Source organism: Leucobacter viscericola, assembly GCF_011299575.1.
Lineage (GTDB): Bacteria > Actinomycetota > Actinomycetes > Actinomycetales > Microbacteriaceae > Leucobacter > Leucobacter viscericola.
The window spans coordinates 3,667,029-3,685,393 of sequence record NZ_CP049863.1; the positions used below are offsets into that span (position 1 = coordinate 3,667,029).

The window sequence follows — 18,365 nt, forward strand, 5'->3', positions numbered from 1 at the left end:
CGCTTCTAAGTGGTCGATTGGGTGACGAACGCCTTCTGCGTCATCGGGAGACAATTTCTCGCGTACTCGTGGTGCCCGCAGTTCGGCGTCACTAAGGTTTTGAGCGACATGGTCACACCCCTACCACTTCACGCAAAACCAAGCGATTATTAGGGGCGGCATTGTTGTCGTTGTTCCCCGAGATTTTGTCGTTCGTAACGTAAAAATACTTACTCACGACGTCTGCGCCGACTTTCGTCAGTAGACGCACTCCATAACCGGAATAGAGCTGCACCTGGGCTTTCGAGATGAACTGATGAGTGAAGTTCACGTTGACTGCCGCACCACTTGCGTACTCGGACCAGATTAAGCAAACACCGCTGAGTTGGCTAGAAATCGATTCTGTGAGGTCGATCGACTGAATGCCATTTAGGAAAACCGAGCCGGACCAGAGTACCTTTCCTGGCTTAGACATTTTGCCTTCAAGTGGCAAGAGTCGATTGTCAAAATTGCCGAGGGCAGTGTCCAGTGCATTTGCCATCCCATTGTGATGTGCCTGGAACGGGGCAATCTTGGTATTCGTGTCGATGAGGGGAATGCCTCTGGGTGTTGTTGCCACTTGAATCTCCTAGTTTGAAAAAGTCGCAAGTGCGGTAACTTGAGCGAAGTTTGCGGCGTTTGCTGGGAAAGCGCTGCCATTGAGGGCCATGCACTGTACGGAAACAGTGATCGTTGAGCCTGGCGTGACCGCATATGAGCGAGAATGGGTGCCAGACATGACGTTGTTTACGACCGTGGCTCCCGCATCCTTGCTCGCGGAAAACTGTCTACTCGTGCTGCTGTCGACTACGAGCCGTAGGTAGGCCACCGTAACCCCGCCCGTAGTCCTGTCAAGAGCCTCAGCCGCCCCCGTGGCGAGAATGCTAACGCGACTTTTGTCGGCCGGGACTTCAAGAGTGAGAGTGGCTTTCGTTACCCAAGAGGCGTTGATTGAAATATTGGTTACTGCGTTAGATGAGCTAACCGTAACAGGGAGGTTCTTTACGAGCGAAACGACCTCAGCGACGGTCGTGTTGAGCTGGTCTACGGAGCGATTGAGTTGGTCGATTGATCCGTTGAGCTCTAGGTTCGTATTTCCGCTCAAGCTTGCGGATAGACCAAGGAGGCGATCGTGCTCCCTGATCGTGCCGATAACCCAGTCGATGAGGCGATACTGCTCTCTATCGAAAGTGTTCTGCGGTGGCGCTAGCATACGGCAATTCTATAGCAAAAGCATAGGTATGGCTTAGGTGGGTGGAATAAGTGGCTCAATTCCAAGGTCTCCAACGCTCCAGTTGCCAACGAGAGTATTAAAGTAGGCAATGGACATATCGCCGTAGTGGGAATTGAAGTCTCCGATCGTTGTGTCGGCTTCGGCTTGATAGGACACGGTTGCGGGAGAAATGGTCGCGCTGGAAATGCGTGCCCAGAAACCACCCTCAAGCACCCGAGACCCAGCGATATTTCCAAAGGCTTGATTCTCAAACTCGTTTTCAACTTTGGAGAAGAGGAAGGAGTTTAGCGAGGCGATCGACTCAACGGGCCACTTGGAATCGAAGGTCTGAAACGTATCGAACGGGTAAAGGTTGTTGAAGTCTCCGATTGTGGGGTAGGCGGCCGAGCCACTGTCCCCCTTTCTATTCAGTCCTCGCGTTGTCACATTGAGCCTCATGGTTGGGCCGGTCCAGGAGCAAAGTGCGTCGGCTGCAGCGCGCCACGCAGATTCATAGCCAACGAGCATTAGATTCTCCACCTCTGCACCTATCTCGGTTGGAGAGTCATCTGCTGAGTTTCCAGTCGCCATGTCGATCGTTGCGCGATTGTAAAAGATCCCGGTCCCACGCACTCGAAGGGAGGAGTAGTAGCTGCTTGTGCCAGCCGTCGCCGCGATTCGGTAAGGCGCGTACTGCTCGATACTCGAACCAGTCACACGGATAATGAGAGTTTGCGAGTCCTCTCCAATTTCCACCTGAAGATTCCCACCCGTGGCAAGCCACTGTGAAGCAGTGATTGGCTTGCCGTCGTTCCCTGCCACACAGTAGACGGAGGAGGCAACATGGTCTCGGCCAACGAAATCAACGCAGGTCGGTTGAATGATGGACTGCAGGCTCACTCCAGGCCCATCCTCGCCGCTAGCAGGCTTTAGGTCGATCGAAAACTCGAGGGTTTCGCCAGCCTTGACATTAAACACCCGCGTCTCTTCGGTCCAGCCACCTAGTGGGAAGGCGAGGTCAGTACGACGTTCTGCAGATTCGAGATAGTGGACCTTGATTCGCTGAGCCGTGTTCGAGTCATCGACCGAAACGGTGCGGGCTGAATCGCGATGAGTCTGAGCAACCCGCCCCCGAATTGGTCGAAAGACCACATTGTTTGAGACGAGTGAAGCCTCGACGCGGTGTGCAGAGCAGAGCTGTTTTATACGGTCCCAAACTGACCCATTCCACCCCGTTGCAACTACGGGAATTGCTGAGAGGGAGGAGTCGATGACGATTCCACTCGTTATACCTACGACAGAGCAGAGGTAGGTGAAGTAGCCGCTCAAGTTTCCAACGTAGGGATCAAGCTTCCGCTCAGAAACGAAGGCGATCATTCTCGAATCTGCGGTGACCGTTGCGGCGAGCTCCTGGTCGGAAATGCTTGAGACTCGCCCAACCGTCTTGCCCTGCCCGGAGTCAACAAGCTCGACCTCCTTGCGGCGCATGTGGCGGGCCCGCTTGCCGCCTTTGAGCTGCAGCGTCATCTGACTCACGCCGCCGCTCATCTCAGTAACGTTGACGGGCGTGGCGTTTTCCGACACAGAATGCGAGGTGATTTCTCGCGTCACATCTGTGCCGTCAACCTTGATCGAGATGGTCACTGGTCGTCCACCTCCACGAGCTTTGCGGTGACACCAATGGAGTCATACGGCCTTGAGTATGGGGTCACGACAGGATGGCCTTCAAAATGACATCCGGTATGCCCGTTGCCGCCGTGGAACTTTGACACGGGCCGCTGCGCAGTTGACGGAAGAACCTGCGCTTGCATCGCATAGAGCTCTGCGATGGCGAGGGGTGAAACTGAGATAGACACGCCGTCCAGGCTGGCTGACCCCGCGATGGTGGTTGTGAGAATATTACCGCTCGTGACATTGGCAGCGAGAGCCGTCACGTCCGGCCCGGACCTTTGGGCCCCTAGCATCGGGGTGAGGCGAACGATTGAGGGAGTGCCCGCGTACCCGAAGTGAAGGGAATGCCCTGGTGGAATGGGAATGTAATGCTCACGACTATTTGCGGCCGGTTGGCGCACGAGCAGTGCCCCAGACGCAGGTAGATCAAGGTTATTTGCGGGAGTCTGAATAGCCTCAGGGGCATCATCCCCGTACACGGGCGGTGCGTCAAGGGTGGCCTGCACGGGGGCCGCCCAATGCGCGGCAAGGATATTTCGGTCTGCCCACATCGGGTCTATGAAATATATGGGTGAGTCCCCGTAGAGGCCGCTCGAGAGGTCGAGTAGGTGCTGGAGTTCGTCGCGGCGCCCACGCCAAGAGAAGTCGTACTCTCGGTGCGAGCCGAAGGACGTTCTCATACCCGCCCGGCCGGAAAGGTACTGAATCTTCTCTCCGTAACCCATAGAAGTGTGTCCACCACCAGCCTGAAACATTTTCACCGGCTTGAGGTGACCCGGTGTGCCGATATAAAAAACGCGACTCATCCTTGGCCCGTCCTTCCTGAATTAACCGCACCCGCACCAAAGAATCGCTGCATTGCCCCTCCGTCCAGAGATATGCCCACTGCCTGCCTGACATCTACAAGTAGCTGGCGATCGGTTGGTGAGAGCTCAACTTCCATCGGGCCCGCACCGAGACCACCACCATTGCCATTGCCGCCCACGCGACCGGATTTGGCAGACTCGTGGAGGCGAGCCAGGTTCCCAACGCCAAGGTTTGCGACCGCTGGCGCCGAGAATACAAACTCTTTTCCGTGGACAACGCCAGCGACCTCGCCGGTGCCACCGTCGCCTGTGTAGCCACCCGCCTTCCATCCTCGCGCAGCCCGTACTTGCCAATGCGCGGCCTGTGGAACGAGGACAGCGAGAGCCATAACGTCTCGATCGGCAATAGCCTTTGCCACTCGTGGCACCAAGCTCATGAGCTGGATCATTGCCTCGGTGCGAACGGAAGCGCTTGCCGCTTCTCCAGACAAGCTATTAAATGCCCCACCTGGAATTGGCTTAGAAGCTGCGCTTCGAAGTTTGGTCATGGAGGAGGTCGCTGCGTCTGCCTTGGCCTTGAACTCGTTGAACGCCTGGATCGCTGGGTTTGTGTTCGCGGTAACTGTGATGTTGCGAGGAATCTTGTCGATCGCGAACTTCACATCATCGAAGCTCTTTGCATACTTGCTGATCTCTGTTCGCGAGAAGCCGAGCTGGGTGGCCTGCTCGATAAACTTCCTCTTCAGCTCGTCAGTCTTTTTCTTGAGATCCTCGCTACTCATCCCGCTCGCGGCGAGAGACTCGATGTGATCCCGGTAGCTCTTGACGAGATCGGTGATCGTCTTTCGGTTATTGACCGCCGCCTCGCTGTTGCCGACGAGCGTCTTGTTGTTCTTTTCCTGCTCGGCGGTCAGCTTCTTTTTAGTCTCTGCGATCTTGACATCAGTCTCACCAATTTTTGCCCGCAACTCGGCCGCCCGAATCGAGTCGCCGTAGTTCTCAGCCACCATGAGCCAATACTGGAGAGTAGTCTTATCTGCGTTCAGTGACGCCATTTCTGCGCGGTACTTCGCTATCGCGTCAGCCGAGTCCTCTGCGGCCTTCTTCATTTTGATCCAGGCAGAGGTCACTTGGTCAAGAGTGCTTTGGCCGGAGAATCGAATCTCGAACGCCCTGCCCCAAATCGACGCGAGGTCGGATGCGTAGTTTGCCAAGGTGTAGATTTTCTTGGCAGCCTTCTCGGAAGCGCCCCCTGCATCATCAACACTGTCAGTGAAGTTGTCGACTCCCTCAGCGCCTTCGGCAAACCCATTGCCCGCACGGTTTGCCTCACCGCCAACGGTCTTTACTTGATTGATAACGCCGTTCACGACCCCATTGAAGTCACGAAAGTTATCTTTTAGGGGATCGAGGGAACCAGCACCACGCAAGCCGCCAGTAATGGCAGTCATTCCCGACCAGAGGAACTTTTGAAGGGTGGAGAGCTTGCTACCCCAAAGCTGCCCAAGCGAGTCTAGGGCCCCCGAAATGAATCCTCCCGCATTGAAAATTACGCGGGCTAGGCTCTGAAAGATCCCCTCGGTGCCTTTTGCGTAGACATTCGCAGACTGCCCCGTTTGGTTGGCAAGCCGTATGAAGTAATCTCTAACGCCAGTTTGGCCCTGTGTGGCAGCAATGTTCAGCACTTCGTTAAAGTTGCCGCCCATCGCGGCCCACGTTTCTGCAAACTGATTGCTTGAGGCAAGTTTTTGAAACTCTTCACTCGCCATGAGGGTGTTCTGTGCCCAGGCGAGGGTGTTTTCACCAAGTGCGACCGTAAAGCCTTCAACCGCCCCCGTTGCACTTCCGTAGGCAGGTGCGGCAAGTCCGAGTACCGAGGCGGTGTCGCTGAGAGCTTGGTTGTTTGTCTCAAGGGAACCGGTTGCGAGGTCAACATTGGGCTGCAGGTGAAGGAAGGAGTCGGCGACGGCATTGTTCCCCTCGGCGACTGCCTGACTATATGCCTCTTTGTCGGCGGCGAGAGCCTCCGTCAATCCAGCAGTCGTGCCCACGTACTTGTCGAATGCCATCTCGGCGCTATCGCCTGCCTGCATGAATGCAGCGGCAAGGGTGCCAAGAGCGAGCACGATAAGCCCGATTCCCGTGCTGGCCAGAGTGACCTTAAAGACCGACACTGCCCGCGTGGATAGTCCTGCGGCGGCCGCGACGGAGGAGAATGCTGAACTCATTCCGCGAAGGGTGAAGATGGAGCCGACGCCCGCTGCAGACAACTCGGCGGTCGCCGTGCCCATTGCGGCAACGGAAGCCATTGCAAGAGCACCTGTTGCGACGATTCCCGTCAACCCGAAAGCAATCCCAGCAAGGGTCGCTGCAATGCCGATGGCCCACTTGCCGCCTGCGGAGCGCGCGAATATTGCGAATTGCTGAACGAGGGGGGTGATGATGTCTAGTGCGGCTTTGGCTGCTGGTGCAAGTGCATCACCAACGGCTGCAGTCGTTTCCATGATGCTGTTGAGGAAGATTTGCCACTTGCTTGCAAGGTCGTCAACGATGAGGCCGTACTGTCGGCCAAGCTCCGTGCCTTCGGAATACCCCTGCGAGGCGTCGGCGAGTGCCTGCTCGAGCACGGACAGCCCTTCACCGGCATTGCGCGAGTCCGATGCGAGCGCCTGGAACACCTGCGATGAGCGCTTCTCCGAGAGCCCAAGATCCGAAAGCGCGACGGTCATATTGTCGACGTTGCCAAGTGCCCGCACGAAGGAGGTGACGAACTGCGATGGGTCCTGCTGCCAGAGCCTTGCAGTCTCGTCGGCGCTCAGGCCGAGGAGCTGAGCGAACACCGGGAGCTTGTCGTTAATTCCGCCGATTGCCTTATCCATGACGGACTGAAGCGACAGAAACGCCGAACGGGCACGCTCTGGCGGCTGGCCAAGCGATCCGAGCGCAGCGGCCAGACCAATTACCTCGTGAGTTGCGAATCCGGCTGAGGTGCCGAAGGGTGCGAGCTCCTGGGATGTCTTAATGATTTGCGACTCAGTAGCGGCGGCATTGACGCCAACGAGCGTGATGGACGACCCGATCCGGTTAAAGTCGGTATCGCCCATGAGATTTGAGATTCGCCCGAGAGACTCTACTGCCTGATCGAGTGTCACCGTATCCGAGGTGGCAACGAACTGCGCAACGGTTTCCGTGAAGTCGGCAAGTGAACTCGTGGCGACGCCGAGCTGAGCGCCGCGCCCCGTGATGTTAGAGATTTCACCAAAGGTTTGCGGGATCTCTCGCGTGAGTTGAAGTAGCTCGTCACGCATTCGTGTAGCGCCGTCTCCGACAAGTCCGGTAGTACGCTCTACCGTGGTGAAGCTTGATTCGTAGCTTGCACTGGCGGCAAGCACGGCGGCCCCCGACGCCCCGATTGCGGCGTTCATAATGCCCGCCGTGGTTGCGACATCGTAGAGGGCGTAACGCAGGCGAGGGAGGGCTACCGTTGCCTCATTGGTGGCGCTATTGGCCTGCCTGGTGGCGCGCTCCTGGTCATAGAGATACTGGTTGTAGAGAGCCGTCTGCTGAGAGGCTGTGGACTTCTCTGCCATGACCCGATCGAACGACTTTACATGCGCGTCGTACTGGAGATTTAGCCCACTAATCTCCTTGGCCTCTACTGCCCAAATGGATTCGCTGGCCCTGAGGCCCGCCGATGAGTCTCTTGAGTTCGCCTGACCCATAAAGCTCTTCGGGTCGGTGAAGCCCTCTTGGTAGCGCTTCGCCCATGCTTCGTTCTCGCGCTGCAGCGTTTGGTAGGTTTCGAGCGCGGCCGCTCGCTTCTTTTCTTCGGCCGTGATGACCTTGCGGGCGACCTGCTCTGCCGTGACGCCCTCTGCCTCACGAATCTGGATGATCCTCTGTGCCTCTTGCAGGGTCATTGCCTGGGCTGAAATTTGGGAGGCATTTCCTGAGCCGCCTGCCCCAGTTTGCGCCTGGGCTACTGCTCGGATGGCGTCAGTTGCGAGATCAGCTTGTTGCACAAGCTCTGCAAAACCTGCAGCGTACTTTGCGAGGTCGCTCGCGCCTGCCGACATTGCCTGTGCGGTTTCGCGAGCGGAGCGCGCCTGTCGATTGAGATTGCGCTCGAGGCGCTCAATCGCCTCGTCGGTGCCACCGGTCTCGCGGTTATACGCTCCGACTGCGGTAATGAGAGCTTCGAGATCATCAATGCCGCTGATCGAGAGGCTAATTTCGCCCTGGGCATTGAAATTCTCAGACATATAGACAGTTTACAGTTAGTTCATAGCTAAAACTAAGCTGCGATTCCTTCCTGCGCCTCGGACGCCCTTTCGACAAGGGTCTTGTAGTAGGTGTCGCGCGTCTCCAGCCAGGTTGCCCCGTCGACATAGTATGGCTCCGGCCTCAGGGAAATGCCATGCGCCGACTTGCCCTTCTTGCTATCAGCGTCGTTGCGTCGATCAATTTCCCTCTTTGCAACGCACTCATCTTCCTGGATGGAGAACTGCACGCCGCCCGTTTCGTCGTGGCACATCCAGACGGGCATTCCGCATTGGCCGCAGCGCTCCTGCTCCATGATTTGCAGAGCTTCGATGAGAAGGAAGTCGTGGTGGCGCCAAGGGAGCGTTGGGTCCTCCCGGAATAGCATGGCCGTAGGCCGTATTCCTGCCGCGATCGCCGCGCGGATCAGGGTGACATATCTCGCTCCGGCCGAGCTGGCGAGATAGCCCGCTAAAAATCCGCGCTATCGAGCGCCTCCTCGGAGATGGCGGCTCGATTGAGTAGCGCGTTGAGGGCCCGATCCAGCTGTCGCTGCTGCTCCTTGGGTGCGTAGTTGCGCAGGCTTGCGGCCTCCTCGAGTCGCAGCTTGTCCTTGCGAGCGCCTGTCGAATTGTCCATGATGCTCACCAGCGTCGAGACGAGGGCGCGAGCAAACCACTCCTTCTGATACTCCTCGAGCTTGTTATCGGGCACCGGCAATGACTTGAGCCCGACTGCCTCCAGACTTTCCTTCTGGAGCAATTCTTCGGCAATCGGGGGAATCCACTGAAGGGTGACCGTGAGGGAGTCTCGCTTGATCTCGGCGGCCGTTTCACGAATCTTCTCCTGAAGAGCCTTGATCCGCTCCCCGTCGCGGCTCTCTTCGTCTTTCGATTCTTCGTCGTGCAGCTCTCCGACGAGGCCAGACTTCGAGTAGCCCATAGGCACGCCTAGTGCGTTCTTTTCTTCTCGAACGTAGCCAAGCTTCGTGCCCAGCTCCTCGTTCATGTAGAGGGTGACGATTTGTGGGTCTCGCTTTGGGCGGTTGACGAGTCGGTCGAGGAGATCGAAGTCTTTGCGCTCCTGCTGTACTTCTTCCACAAGCTCGTTGGTGCTGGCGTCGATTGATTCGGTCATGTGATCCTCCAGGTTGGTAGTGCTAGGAAACGGTGATGCTCAGCGGCGTGCCGGGTGCTGAGCCTGGGTAAGTGGCAGTGATGCTTGCTGTGCCAGCGGTCTTGGGGATAGCCCAGCCGTGCGGTAGCGGTTCAAGAACTGCGTCATCGCTTGAGGTGTACTGGGCGCCTACCGTGATGTCATTGCCCTCGTAGAGAGCGTTCAGGCAGAGCGGCTTGCCGATCGTTGCCGTGGAGCCACCGACCGGCGTCAGGGTGACGCTCGTTGCTGGTGATGAGGGCACGATCGCGTTAATTCCAGCCTGGCCGAGGGGGCGGAAATTGACCTTGAAGCTATATCCGGTATCAGCTCGCTCGTGCGTCTCCGCGTCGGTAATAACCCGGTATAAGTTCCAGACTTGGCCCGCTTCTGCTGGCGTAGAGATTGGCAGCACTCCACGAATCGCTACGACGAGCTTGGAGTGGGGCACGATGACGAGATCGTGAATCTGCTTAATGATGCCTGTATCGCCAGGCTTCGGAGTCAAGAAAGATGCGGTTCCGCCGAACTGAAGGAGGGCTCGCATCTGCGCGCCAGCCTCATCCTCAAGAGTTGGGTCCTCATCCATGCTGGAAGCCTGCACGTTGAGATCAAACTGATCCCACCGCATAGCTGCGCGCGCAGGGACGAGAGCATTAATCTCCGCTTCGGTGGCGGCGTCGATATTGGCAATGGCCGTCTCTACGCCAAGGCGTACCTCGACGTTCTTGTTACTGGTAACTCGAGTATCAGTCATTGGAGTTCCTTACGCTGTAAGCTCTGCGGCGAACTGGACGATGTTCTTGGGGATGAAGGTCTGTCCGACCGTGATGTTGGCACCGTTCGCATATGCCGGGATCTGAACGTCAGTGCCAACAAGGTAGTAATCCCAGCGCTCACCAACTACCGCCAACTCGGTCTGCTTTACGCCGATCCGGTGGGCAATGATGTACGGTACGTCAGGTGCGAATGTCAGCTTATTGAAGAGATTGTATGCACCGTTGGCGGTGAGGTCCTTGTCGCGAAAGCCAGTCATTGCGGCCTCAAACTGCTTAGTAGTGAGTTCCTCAACTTGGCCCACATCGCAAATCACACGGTCAGTGTCAGCCTCAGAATCAGTGAGACCCAGGGTCATGTCATCCTTCACTGCGCAGGAGACGTTTCCGCCACCGCTTGCGTTGGGATGCCCGGAACTCGTTACTGGAATCCAGTGGTTCAACGCTGTGGTTGTGAGCCCGTCACTCGTGAGGGGCGTAAGTCCATTTGAATGGATCGCCTGGGCGTTACCAAGTGGGTCAACGTAAGCGGGGATGAGAAGAACGGTCTCATTTCCGCGTAGGACGCGATCAGACATCCTTGCTCTCCTTCGATTTTGATTCGGACTTGCTGGCGGCGCCCTTGGCCTGGAGGTCCTTTATGGAGACACGGGGCTTTGCGGTCTCACGAACCTCTGCCACCAGATCGCCCATGCCGCGAGCGGTGGTGGGGTGCATTTCGCTGACTAGGCCCGTCTCGCGGTGCCGGTATTTCCTAAACTCAGGCATGTCGACAGTTTACAGCATATACATAGCCAGTGCTCAGGAATGGCTTAGGTTGATGGTTGCGGTGAAATATCGCTGAAGCTCAACTCGGCTCGGCATGTTGTCTGTCGACTGGAGGGCATATGAGAAGCTCGCGCCTCCACGAAAGCCGGTCGAGTTGTCGCCGTCAGGAGACCAGTCAAGGAAGGAGGCATCTAGCTCGTCTGCAAGGTTCTCGGCCGAGTCGCCGTCTGAGCAGTAGAGAAAAATGCTCACGGGCCAAAGGTGGGGATAGTCCTGTTCGCCGTCGCCGATCGTTCGCCCGTAGCCAGGAACAGGGCGCCCAAAGTGCAAAACCGCATAGGGCTCCATTCGCCCATAAGCATCGGATCGCGGCGTGAAGCCTTTCTTGACCTCTGTAGTGAATACGTCAGATACGCTGCTTAGGCCGAGGACGCGAGACTTGATTGCGGCGCGAGCGTTGCTCATATCGAGGCTCATGAGACCTTGAATCCTAACTGGGCTAATTTGTGTTTGAGTTCTGTGACAGCAATCAGGTGGGGCGTTTGGATTGCTTGCATTGGCACAATTCGACTGTTGCCGCCTTCCTGGTAGTTGACGCGGGCAAGAGTCGTCTGTGGCGTATCCTCAAGCCAGCCGAATGAGAGTTGTGCCCGCTCTTTGCCCGCGGCCTCCAGGTTTTGTCGAATTGCGAGGTACATTGCGTCAGTTTCTCGTCGACCGGCCTGACCACCGCGCCTGGCCCTCGCTTCTCCGGTAGGGGTTGTTGCGTTGCTTACTGCCTCGCGAATATCAATGACCGCCTGTCTTCCGACAAGCGAAAGGGCCTCGATTGCTTCCTCATGCAAGCTGCTTCCGAATGCAGAAAGGTTCTCGGTGAGTTTTTCGGGGTTACCCTTGATCCACCTGATACCCATTAGGGCATCACCGGGAGAACCGCCAGCTCCGTGAGGGTGTTGATTGTCCGAAGGGCCGCCTCGCTTGAGTTTACGGAGTCGGTGACAGTGAAGCCGTAGTGACATAGATTGGGGTCTCGATCGGCAAAGTGGACCCTGATTAGCATGTCTTTTCGTATGATGGGATCGGTCGGGCGCAGCTCAATTTCGAACTGAAAAGGCCGCTTCACGAGTTGCTGCCCTGAGTCGTGCGAGATTGAGGGATTTCGAACCTGCTGTACTCGTGCAGGGCGACGAGAGATAATCGCAGTCGGGTTTCCGCTCGCATCCTCTTGGGTCGAGTCGAAGATTGAGATGACCGCCTTGCGGAACTGCGCAGCAACGTTCTCGACGTCTTCCTGCCAAGCGTTGACCCCTAGGGCCGGAAGTCCCACTACAAGACCTTTCGGCGTGCGTTTCGAGAACGCTGACTTTGGCCCGTTCGCTTCTCGAGCTTCACTGCTCGACGGCGTGCTTCGATGACCTCAGAAGGTACGAAGCCAAACTTGGAACCGGGTTTCGCGCCAAGGTCAAGTGAGGGGATGGCGCCGCTATTTGCCAGTGCTCGCAGCGTGGGGGCTGAGACGCCAAGAATTTCTGCCATCTTGGCCGTACCTACAGGTGCTTCAGTGGTCAAAGTAACTCCTCCTCGCCACTGATTTTAGCCCACTAATCACATATTTAGCCAGCTAAATAATCGCATTAGTGTTACGCGGGCTGTTGGCGTGCCAACACTCACGCCAACCTCCCAGGCGGTGTTCCTTGCCACGACTGGTGTTGGCGTGCCAACATCGACTTAGCGCGAAATTGTGTGAGATGACGCATTTTCCGCATGAAATCAACGATAAACGGCGCAAGGTCGGGGTGGTTCACAGGGGTTCGAATCCCCTCAGATCCACTCTTAAAAAGTTACTCCGATCAGGAGTTTTCTAGGCCGTAAGCGCCGTTCCAGAATACCGTGCCAACAGGCACGCCAACATTGGACGGTGAGCCACATGGCCTCTATTCAGCCTCGCACCAACAAAGACGGGACAATCTCCTTCCGCGTGATGTTCCGCATTGACGGAAGACAGGCGCAAGAATCATTCTTGACAGCCGAAACTGCGGAGCAATTCTGTGGTGTCATTGACCGCATCGGAGGGCGTGCTGCCCGCGAGCTCCGCATGGCACAGGAAATGGGCAGTGAGCAAGCGCCACTCCTTTCGGAATGGGTGCGCGAATACCTGGACCCTGAGAGCGGGCTACTAAGCGGCGTGACGGCCGGGACTCGTGATAACTATCGAATGATCGCGGAACGATCGTTCTTGCCCCGCCTGGGTGACTTTCCCGTGGATCTCGTTGACGAGGATGCTGTGCGGGCCTGGCTTAACTGGCAGATTGAGCAGCCGACCGTAAAGTACCCGGATCGCACTATCTCGGCCAAATCGGTCAAGAACTATCACGCACTCCTGTCTGGCGCACTCGGGGCTGCGGCCAAGAGGGGAATCGTCGCCCGCAACGTGGCGTATGGGCTCACTCTTCCGAAGGGCTTTCGTCCACCCATCTGCTTCTTGACCGAAGGCGAGTTCGCTTGTGTCTACCGCGCAACCCTTGAGTGGTACAAGCCACTCATGCTCACCCTCGCCTCGACGGGCCTACGCTTCGGAGAGGCAACCGCCCTTACCTGGGCCGACCTGGTTATGGTCAATGGGGAGTGGTGCTTCGACGTAAACAAGGCGTGGAAGCAGGGCGAGCGAGGGCAACGACGTGTATTAGGGCCACCAAAGTCTGGCGCTGGTGTGCGGCTGGTGTCCGTCTCGGTCGAGGTTGTTCAGGCGCTCGGAACGCCTGGCAAGTCTCACGAGCTGATCTTCAAAACGCGGGAAGGAGCCGTGGTCAGTGCTGGCACATTCGCGAAATATGGTCTCAAGCGTGCGGTGCGGATCTCTGGGATAAGCAAGGACCCCCGAAACCATGATCTTCGTCACTCGCACGCCTCCTGGCTTATTGCCAAGGGCGTGCCGCTGCCATATATTCAGCGTCGCCTCGGGCACGAGAATATTGATACGACGGTTCGCGTCTACGGGCACTTGATGCCAGATGCCCTCAATGCCACGCGAGAAGCTGCAGCGGATGCAATCAAGCTGGCGCTATTGGGCTAGGGAAAGGTTGGGCGGGCGGGGTCTGTGAAGTCGGTGCCGGGAAATCTGACGATCTCCAGGAAATCGTCCGAGGCGAGTTCGTCAGCTGCATCGGCCTCGCCTCTCCACCAATCAGCCAGGGCGCGCAGCTCCCCGGCGCGCCGCTCGGTGGAGTGCCCCAGGTCATTTGTCTTGATCGTGGCGCCCGTGGCGGCCGCAATGGCCGCGAGCTTCGCATATGCGCGCGCGGTTGCCCGAAGCACATTCTCATCCGCGCCAGCAAGGAGCACTTCAAGCTCGTCATCCGAGAAGTTTGCGTAGTTGACGACACTAGTCTCTACCGGCTCGAGTTCCGTGAAGTTGGTGTCACCAATGCTTAGTCGAACTTGGCCGACAAGGGAATCCTTGTCGATGGGGCGTGCGCCGAGATTTATCATTTCAGCTCCAGAGGAATTGGCCTGCCCCGCCGTTGGCTGGGAAACGATTTGGCGGGGCAGGGTGTGATTGGAGGATCACGGTTACATTCTACCGGAACTTCATAGTAAACCCACAGAACGCAAATAACCCCAGCCGAAGCCAGGGGTTATTTAGCCAGCAAATCCGGCTTAGGTGTTCGTGCCGTTCGAGAACACGATGCCCTCAGTCCACAGGAGGTCGGAGCCGTAGACGTGGCGCACCTTCGTCGAGATGGAGTCCGAGTCGAAGTCGCCATCCATGAACGGCACAGCGCCGCCAGAGAAGTTGACTGAGTTGGAGGACTTGACCCAGAACGATGGACGCTCAGCACCGGCGAGGTAGTTGCGCGTCAGTACTGGGCGGGGGCCACCGATCGGGATGAGGATGAAGCCACGCCCGAAGTTCGGGTTGATGGCAGTCAGCCAGCGGTTCTCGAGCACGGTGATTTCCGCGCCGAGGTCGATCGTCTGCTCGAAGGCGACGGTGTCGATGGTCGAACCACCGGTGCCCTTCGTCTTCTTGATGATGCGGCCGGAGAGAGCCTGCTGTACGCGACCCTTCTGGCCGGGAGCCACCAGCATGACGAACTTCGAGAAATGGACCGGCGTGCCGTCGATCTTGAAGGACTGGGCCTTCTCGAGCGCAGCCTGGATCGCCACGATGTCCTCGAGCGACGGGTTGCCAGCAAGGGCACCTGCCGTGCCGAGCTTCGCAGTGTTGAAGCCGGTGGCCGTGACGAGGTTCTTCACCGGCTTGGAGTCCTCGAGCTGACGCGCGTGGATGCCGAACTCAGTGACCGAGTCGCGAACCAGATCGACGCGGGCGCCGCGCGAGTTCACGATGGTCTGCCAGTCGATTCCGAAAGCCTCACCGTACTGGTAGGCGGCCTTCTTCTTGTCGGTGGCCTGGAGCCCGAGCTGGGGGTAGCTCTGGCGGTTCCCGATGCGAGGCAGGGTGCCGGGCAGGAACGTCTCGCCGTGGTTCAGGTCGGCGATGTTGTCCTGGTTGAAGCCGTAGACCTTGACGGCCTCCTCTTCACCGATCGTCTGCACGGTCTCCTTGGAGGTGTACGACTCGAAGGTGGTCTCCACCTGGTCGTATTCCTTCTGGAGGATCGTGTTGATAACCGGACGGAGCTGCGTCGGCAAGTCAGTGTGGGAAATCGACTCGGCGAAGCGGAGCTGCGCGTTGACGTCACCACTCTCGGCGGCCTTGAAGAGGGTTGCTGCCTTCTTCTGGGATTCAGTGAGTCGCATGGTTCTCCTTATGCGGCCTGGGGGATGAGCTGGACGAAAAGCTTGCCCGCTGCTGCGGCCTTCGCTCGGGTGGCGACGCCGATGAGGACGTGGTCGGCCGTTGCGGCCTTCACGAACGCGGAGCCGTCAGTCTTGCGGTACACGCTGTCGCCAATGGCGAATGCGCCAGCAACGGCGTCGAAGCGAACCTCGGCAGCGGTGTCGACGGTGGTGTAATACTTGCCGTCCTCGGCGAGGCGACCGTCGTAGCCAGCGAGGCCGCGAATTGCGCCCTTGCCAACCCAGTCGTCACCCTTGACGGTGCTCGCGACGTCGACCTCCTGGACGAAGATCGGCAGGTGCGAGTCCTTGACGATGTGCTGTGCCATTACGCACCTTCCGTTCCGTAGCCAGCCGCCTCGGCGAGCCACTTGCTGTCGTCGGGAGCGCCAGGGGTGTCGCCCTCGAGCACGAAGCCGTCGCCGTCGTTCGCGGGAGCGAATGTGGACTTGGCCTCTTCCGCGATAGTCTTGGCGTCTTCGAGCGCCTTGGTGATGTCGTCACCCTTGCGAGCAGACTCCGTGAGCGCGACCCGCTGCGACGCGAGGAGATTCTTCTCGGCCGCGATGGCCGTGATCTTCTCGTCGTAGCTGGTCAGCGCCTCCGTCACCGCTTCGGCAGTAGCTTCGGCGGTAGCCTCGGCGGTAGCCTTCTCGGTGGCGGCGGTCTTGAGCTCGGCAACAGTGGCGACGAGGGGAGCGAGCGCCTCGGCAATAGCCGCAGCAACCTCTTCCTTGGTCAGCATGTTTCCTTCTTTCTCCAGCGCCGAGGCTTCGGCGTCAGGCTTGTTTCCAGCTCGGGGGTCCCGAGAGAAGATTCGATTGCGCGGGCCGATTCGGCCGCCGCGTCAAAGCGTCCACCGCGCCCAGCGGCAACAACAATGTCAACGCTCTTGTATGGGTCCTCGGCGTTGAAGTGCTTGACCTCGTACACGTCGCGCTCTTCGTTGTGAACACCAAATGCTTCAATGAAAATGGAGATCCCAAGCAAGTCGAAAAACTCCTCAACGAACTCGGCATATTCTGCTCGCGGTTTCCAGTTGGCACGAACCGCCACCTGGTCATCGGCCAGCTCCTCGACCCACGTTTCACCGACGATTCGCCCACCAATCTTGAGCACGGAACGCTCGTGCGGGGCGAAAGAATACTCGGGATGGTCCATGAAGCTTACGGAATTGTCGAATGCCGCGTGCTCTGATCGAAGGAGTTCGGCCGAGTATTCGCCACTTGAACCACGTCCCGAGGTGATAACCGTAATCGGGTATGTGCCCTTAGTGCCCTTCTTCTCAAGCGCACCGGACTCCCGGATGCGTAGCGCCGTTTTGGTCATGCGATCAGTTTACAGTAAATACATAGACGAATCACAGGTTGCGAATGTCGCCCTTTAATTTGCGGCATTATCGCTCACATTGTCGTCGCGCGTGTCCCGACTCTTGGGCCCCTTGCCTGCGCCAGTGCTTTGGCCCTGGCCAGCTCCGCCAGCCTGGTCGCCACTGTCGTCGCTCTGGCCCCCCTGACTCGATGCACTCTTTGTTGCCAGTACCGTTTTCCCGTTATTTGGTGTGAGTACGTCAGAAGGAACGGCGCCCGGCTCCACAATGCCCAGGATGTCGGCAATTCGATCCTGAAGTGGTGTGCCCTCAAACAGGCCGGTGTCCCAGGCGAGCTTAATGGCCTGTATCTCTCGATACACGTCAGTTGCGCTAATTAGTGGGTTAAATTCGGCGGTGGGGTTCTTGGCGCCCATCCAGCGAAGCACTCGAAGATCGAGCTCTGCGTTCCAGTTCCGCTCCGATTCCACGGAGAGACGCGTCGGGAGGTCGAGCGTCTGGGCTGATCCATATGAGCTGCCCGCAGTGCCAGGGTCGGATGTGAGGTGGATGACGGAGACGCCGATAGCGGTGGCCACGACGGAGGCAAGTGCTCGGCCGGAGTCAAAGTCATACCCCTTGCCAGCGGTCGCTAGCGGTGCGAGGTCATTTGGGCCAACAACGGTTTGGCCTGATCCACGCGCAGATGCGAACTTTAGGCTCGTGTTTTCTGTGCCCTTCTTCGTCTTTGTTGTGACTTGGAAGGCAAACTGTGCCATCGCGTCTGACATGATCTTGCCGTTCACGAGGAAGTCTCGGTAGAGGCGCGCCCAGGCGAGAGCGTTGAGTGCGTGTGGCGCCCCAAAGGTCCAACCGATCTGGGTGTTCACGAAGGCGTCAAAGATCACCTTGTCCCGAGCGACTCGAACCGGCTTGCCGTCGTAATTGATGGTCTTGCGGTTGCCACGCTTTTCCTCAAACACATCGGTGAATACCCACTCACGTCGAAGTCTTGGATTCTGAACCCCGCCAGAGTAGTCCTGCCACTCGCGCAGGTACGCCCAGACCTCAGAGCGATTTTGAGAGTTGCGGTAGGCGTCAACGATCTCGCCAAGGGGGATAGCCGCTTCGATCTGGCGAGTCTTGTTGTCGCCGAGGTAGAAAACGCCGCCATCGGTGTAGCAGGCGCGGTAGCGCTCCTGGCGGGCGGTTGGTCCAAAGTATCGCCGACGCTGAATGTCGGATTCAATGGCCGTGCGAATTTTCTTCGTGATGTCGCCATAACGAACTCCGCCCTCGTTGATGTAGTCGGAACGCAGGTTCGCGCCACGTTCGATGTGCGGATTGCCAACGAGAGCCTCGCGGAGCTGGCCAGACCATTGCTTAAGGTCTTGCAGGGAGAGGCCGTCACTCTGATTGCCGTCGAGACTGAGCCAATCACTGTCCTCTTCCTTCCACATTTGCATGACTCCGCTAAGTTGCTCGGCAACTCGCGGATCGAGGTGTTCAAATGCTTCCTCGAGGAGCTCTGCACTTCGGCCTCGGCGGGCCTCGATCCACTGCTCGATACTGGGCTGATTAGTCAT

At 57.9% G+C, this 18,365-nt stretch carries 20 protein-coding genes; 1 reads left to right on the forward strand and 19 read right to left on the reverse strand.

All coding sequences use genetic code 11. The annotated features are described in order from the left end of the window. Positions 1–112: 112 nt before the first annotated feature. The 13 genes from G7068_RS16125 to G7068_RS16185 all read right to left on the reverse strand — a co-directional run bounded on the left by G7068_RS16125 (position 113) and on the right by G7068_RS16185 (position 11,994). On the reverse strand, positions 113–598 hold the full coding sequence (locus tag G7068_RS16125) for a hypothetical protein (RefSeq protein WP_166287200.1): 486 nt from the start codon (positions 596–598) through the stop codon (positions 113–115). A 9-nt stretch (positions 599–607) separates the two neighbouring features. Next, positions 608–1,231: a hypothetical protein gene (locus G7068_RS16130; RefSeq protein ID WP_166287203.1), complete on the reverse strand. Its 624-nt coding sequence runs from the start codon at positions 1,229–1,231 to the stop codon at positions 608–610. 33 nt (positions 1,232–1,264) lie between these two features. Next, positions 1,265–2,875, reverse strand: a complete 1,611-nt coding sequence (locus G7068_RS16135) for a hypothetical protein (protein ID WP_166287206.1) — start codon at positions 2,873–2,875, stop codon at positions 1,265–1,267. Beyond that, the gene (locus G7068_RS16140) at positions 2,872–3,708 is read right to left on the reverse strand and encodes a hypothetical protein (protein WP_166287209.1); all 837 of its coding nucleotides are present in this window, start codon (positions 3,706–3,708) and stop codon (positions 2,872–2,874) included. The genes G7068_RS16135 and G7068_RS16140 overlap by 4 nt, the downstream gene beginning before the upstream one ends. After that, positions 3,705–7,970 carry a phage tail tape measure protein gene (locus G7068_RS16145; RefSeq protein WP_166287212.1) on the reverse strand — a complete coding sequence of 1,422 codons (4,266 nt, stop codon included), beginning with the start codon at positions 7,968–7,970 and terminating at the stop codon, positions 3,705–3,707. Before G7068_RS16145 ends, G7068_RS16140 begins: the two co-directional genes overlap by 4 nt. 32 nt (positions 7,971–8,002) lie before the next feature. Next, positions 8,003–8,284: a hypothetical protein gene (locus G7068_RS16150; RefSeq protein ID WP_166287215.1), complete on the reverse strand. Its 282-nt coding sequence runs from the start codon at positions 8,282–8,284 to the stop codon at positions 8,003–8,005. Positions 8,285–8,439: 155 nt separating this feature from the next. Further along, positions 8,440–9,105 carry a hypothetical protein gene (locus G7068_RS16155; RefSeq protein ID WP_166287218.1) on the reverse strand — a complete coding sequence of 222 codons (666 nt, stop codon included), beginning with the start codon at positions 9,103–9,105 and terminating at the stop codon, positions 8,440–8,442. A gap of 22 nt (positions 9,106–9,127) precedes the next feature. Further along, positions 9,128–9,880, reverse strand: a complete 753-nt coding sequence (locus tag G7068_RS16160) for a phage tail tube protein (protein WP_166287221.1) — start codon at positions 9,878–9,880, stop codon at positions 9,128–9,130. 9 nt (positions 9,881–9,889) lie between these two features. Then, positions 9,890–10,477 (reverse strand): phage tail tube protein, encoded by a 588-nt coding sequence (locus tag G7068_RS16165; protein ID WP_166287224.1) that lies wholly within the window; start codon positions 10,475–10,477, stop codon positions 9,890–9,892. Continuing rightward, entirely contained in the window at positions 10,470–10,667 is a 198-nt protein-coding gene (locus G7068_RS16170) for a hypothetical protein (protein ID WP_166287227.1), read from the reverse strand. Before G7068_RS16170 ends, G7068_RS16165 begins: the two co-directional genes overlap by 8 nt. A gap of 33 nt (positions 10,668–10,700) precedes the next feature. Further along, positions 10,701–11,144 (reverse strand): hypothetical protein, encoded by a 444-nt coding sequence (locus G7068_RS16175; protein WP_166287230.1) that lies wholly within the window; start codon positions 11,142–11,144, stop codon positions 10,701–10,703. Continuing rightward, positions 11,141–11,365, reverse strand: coding sequence for a hypothetical protein (locus G7068_RS16180; RefSeq protein WP_166287233.1), 225 nt, complete (start codon positions 11,363–11,365; stop codon positions 11,141–11,143). The genes G7068_RS16175 and G7068_RS16180 overlap by 4 nt, the downstream gene beginning before the upstream one ends. Positions 11,366–11,580: 215 nt before the next feature. Next, positions 11,581–11,994 carry a DUF6093 family protein gene (locus tag G7068_RS16185; protein WP_166287236.1) on the reverse strand — a complete coding sequence of 138 codons (414 nt, stop codon included), beginning with the start codon at positions 11,992–11,994 and terminating at the stop codon, positions 11,581–11,583. A gap of 600 nt (positions 11,995–12,594) precedes the next feature. Between G7068_RS16185 and G7068_RS16190 the strand changes: the two genes are divergently transcribed. Then, positions 12,595–13,740 (forward strand): tyrosine-type recombinase/integrase, encoded by a 1,146-nt coding sequence (locus G7068_RS16190; RefSeq protein WP_166292847.1) that lies wholly within the window; start codon positions 12,595–12,597, stop codon positions 13,738–13,740. Here G7068_RS16190 and G7068_RS16195 read toward each other — a convergent pair. The 6 genes from G7068_RS16195 to G7068_RS16220 form a co-directional block, all read right to left on the reverse strand. Then, complete coding sequence (locus G7068_RS16195; RefSeq protein ID WP_166292848.1) at positions 13,737–14,156, reverse strand: hypothetical protein; 420 nt, start codon at positions 14,154–14,156, stop codon at positions 13,737–13,739. The genes G7068_RS16190 and G7068_RS16195 overlap by 4 nt on opposite strands. A gap of 168 nt (positions 14,157–14,324) precedes the next feature. After that, positions 14,325–15,431, reverse strand: coding sequence for a phage major capsid protein (locus G7068_RS16200; RefSeq protein WP_166292849.1), 1,107 nt, complete (start codon positions 15,429–15,431; stop codon positions 14,325–14,327). 8 nt (positions 15,432–15,439) lie between these two features. Beyond that, the gene (locus tag G7068_RS16205) at positions 15,440–15,799 is read right to left on the reverse strand and encodes a capsid cement protein (protein ID WP_166292850.1); all 360 of its coding nucleotides are present in this window, start codon (positions 15,797–15,799) and stop codon (positions 15,440–15,442) included. After that, a complete protein-coding gene (locus G7068_RS16210; RefSeq protein WP_166292896.1) occupies positions 15,799–16,215 on the reverse strand; it encodes a hypothetical protein in 417 nt (138 codons plus the stop codon). The genes G7068_RS16205 and G7068_RS16210 overlap by 1 nt, the downstream gene beginning before the upstream one ends. Continuing rightward, positions 16,209–16,799 carry a hypothetical protein gene (locus tag G7068_RS16215; RefSeq protein ID WP_166292897.1) on the reverse strand — a complete coding sequence of 197 codons (591 nt, stop codon included), beginning with the start codon at positions 16,797–16,799 and terminating at the stop codon, positions 16,209–16,211. The genes G7068_RS16210 and G7068_RS16215 overlap by 7 nt, the downstream gene beginning before the upstream one ends. A 54-nt stretch (positions 16,800–16,853) precedes the next feature. Next, positions 16,854–18,365: a hypothetical protein gene (locus G7068_RS16220; protein WP_166292852.1), complete on the reverse strand. Its 1,512-nt coding sequence runs from the start codon at positions 18,363–18,365 to the stop codon at positions 16,854–16,856.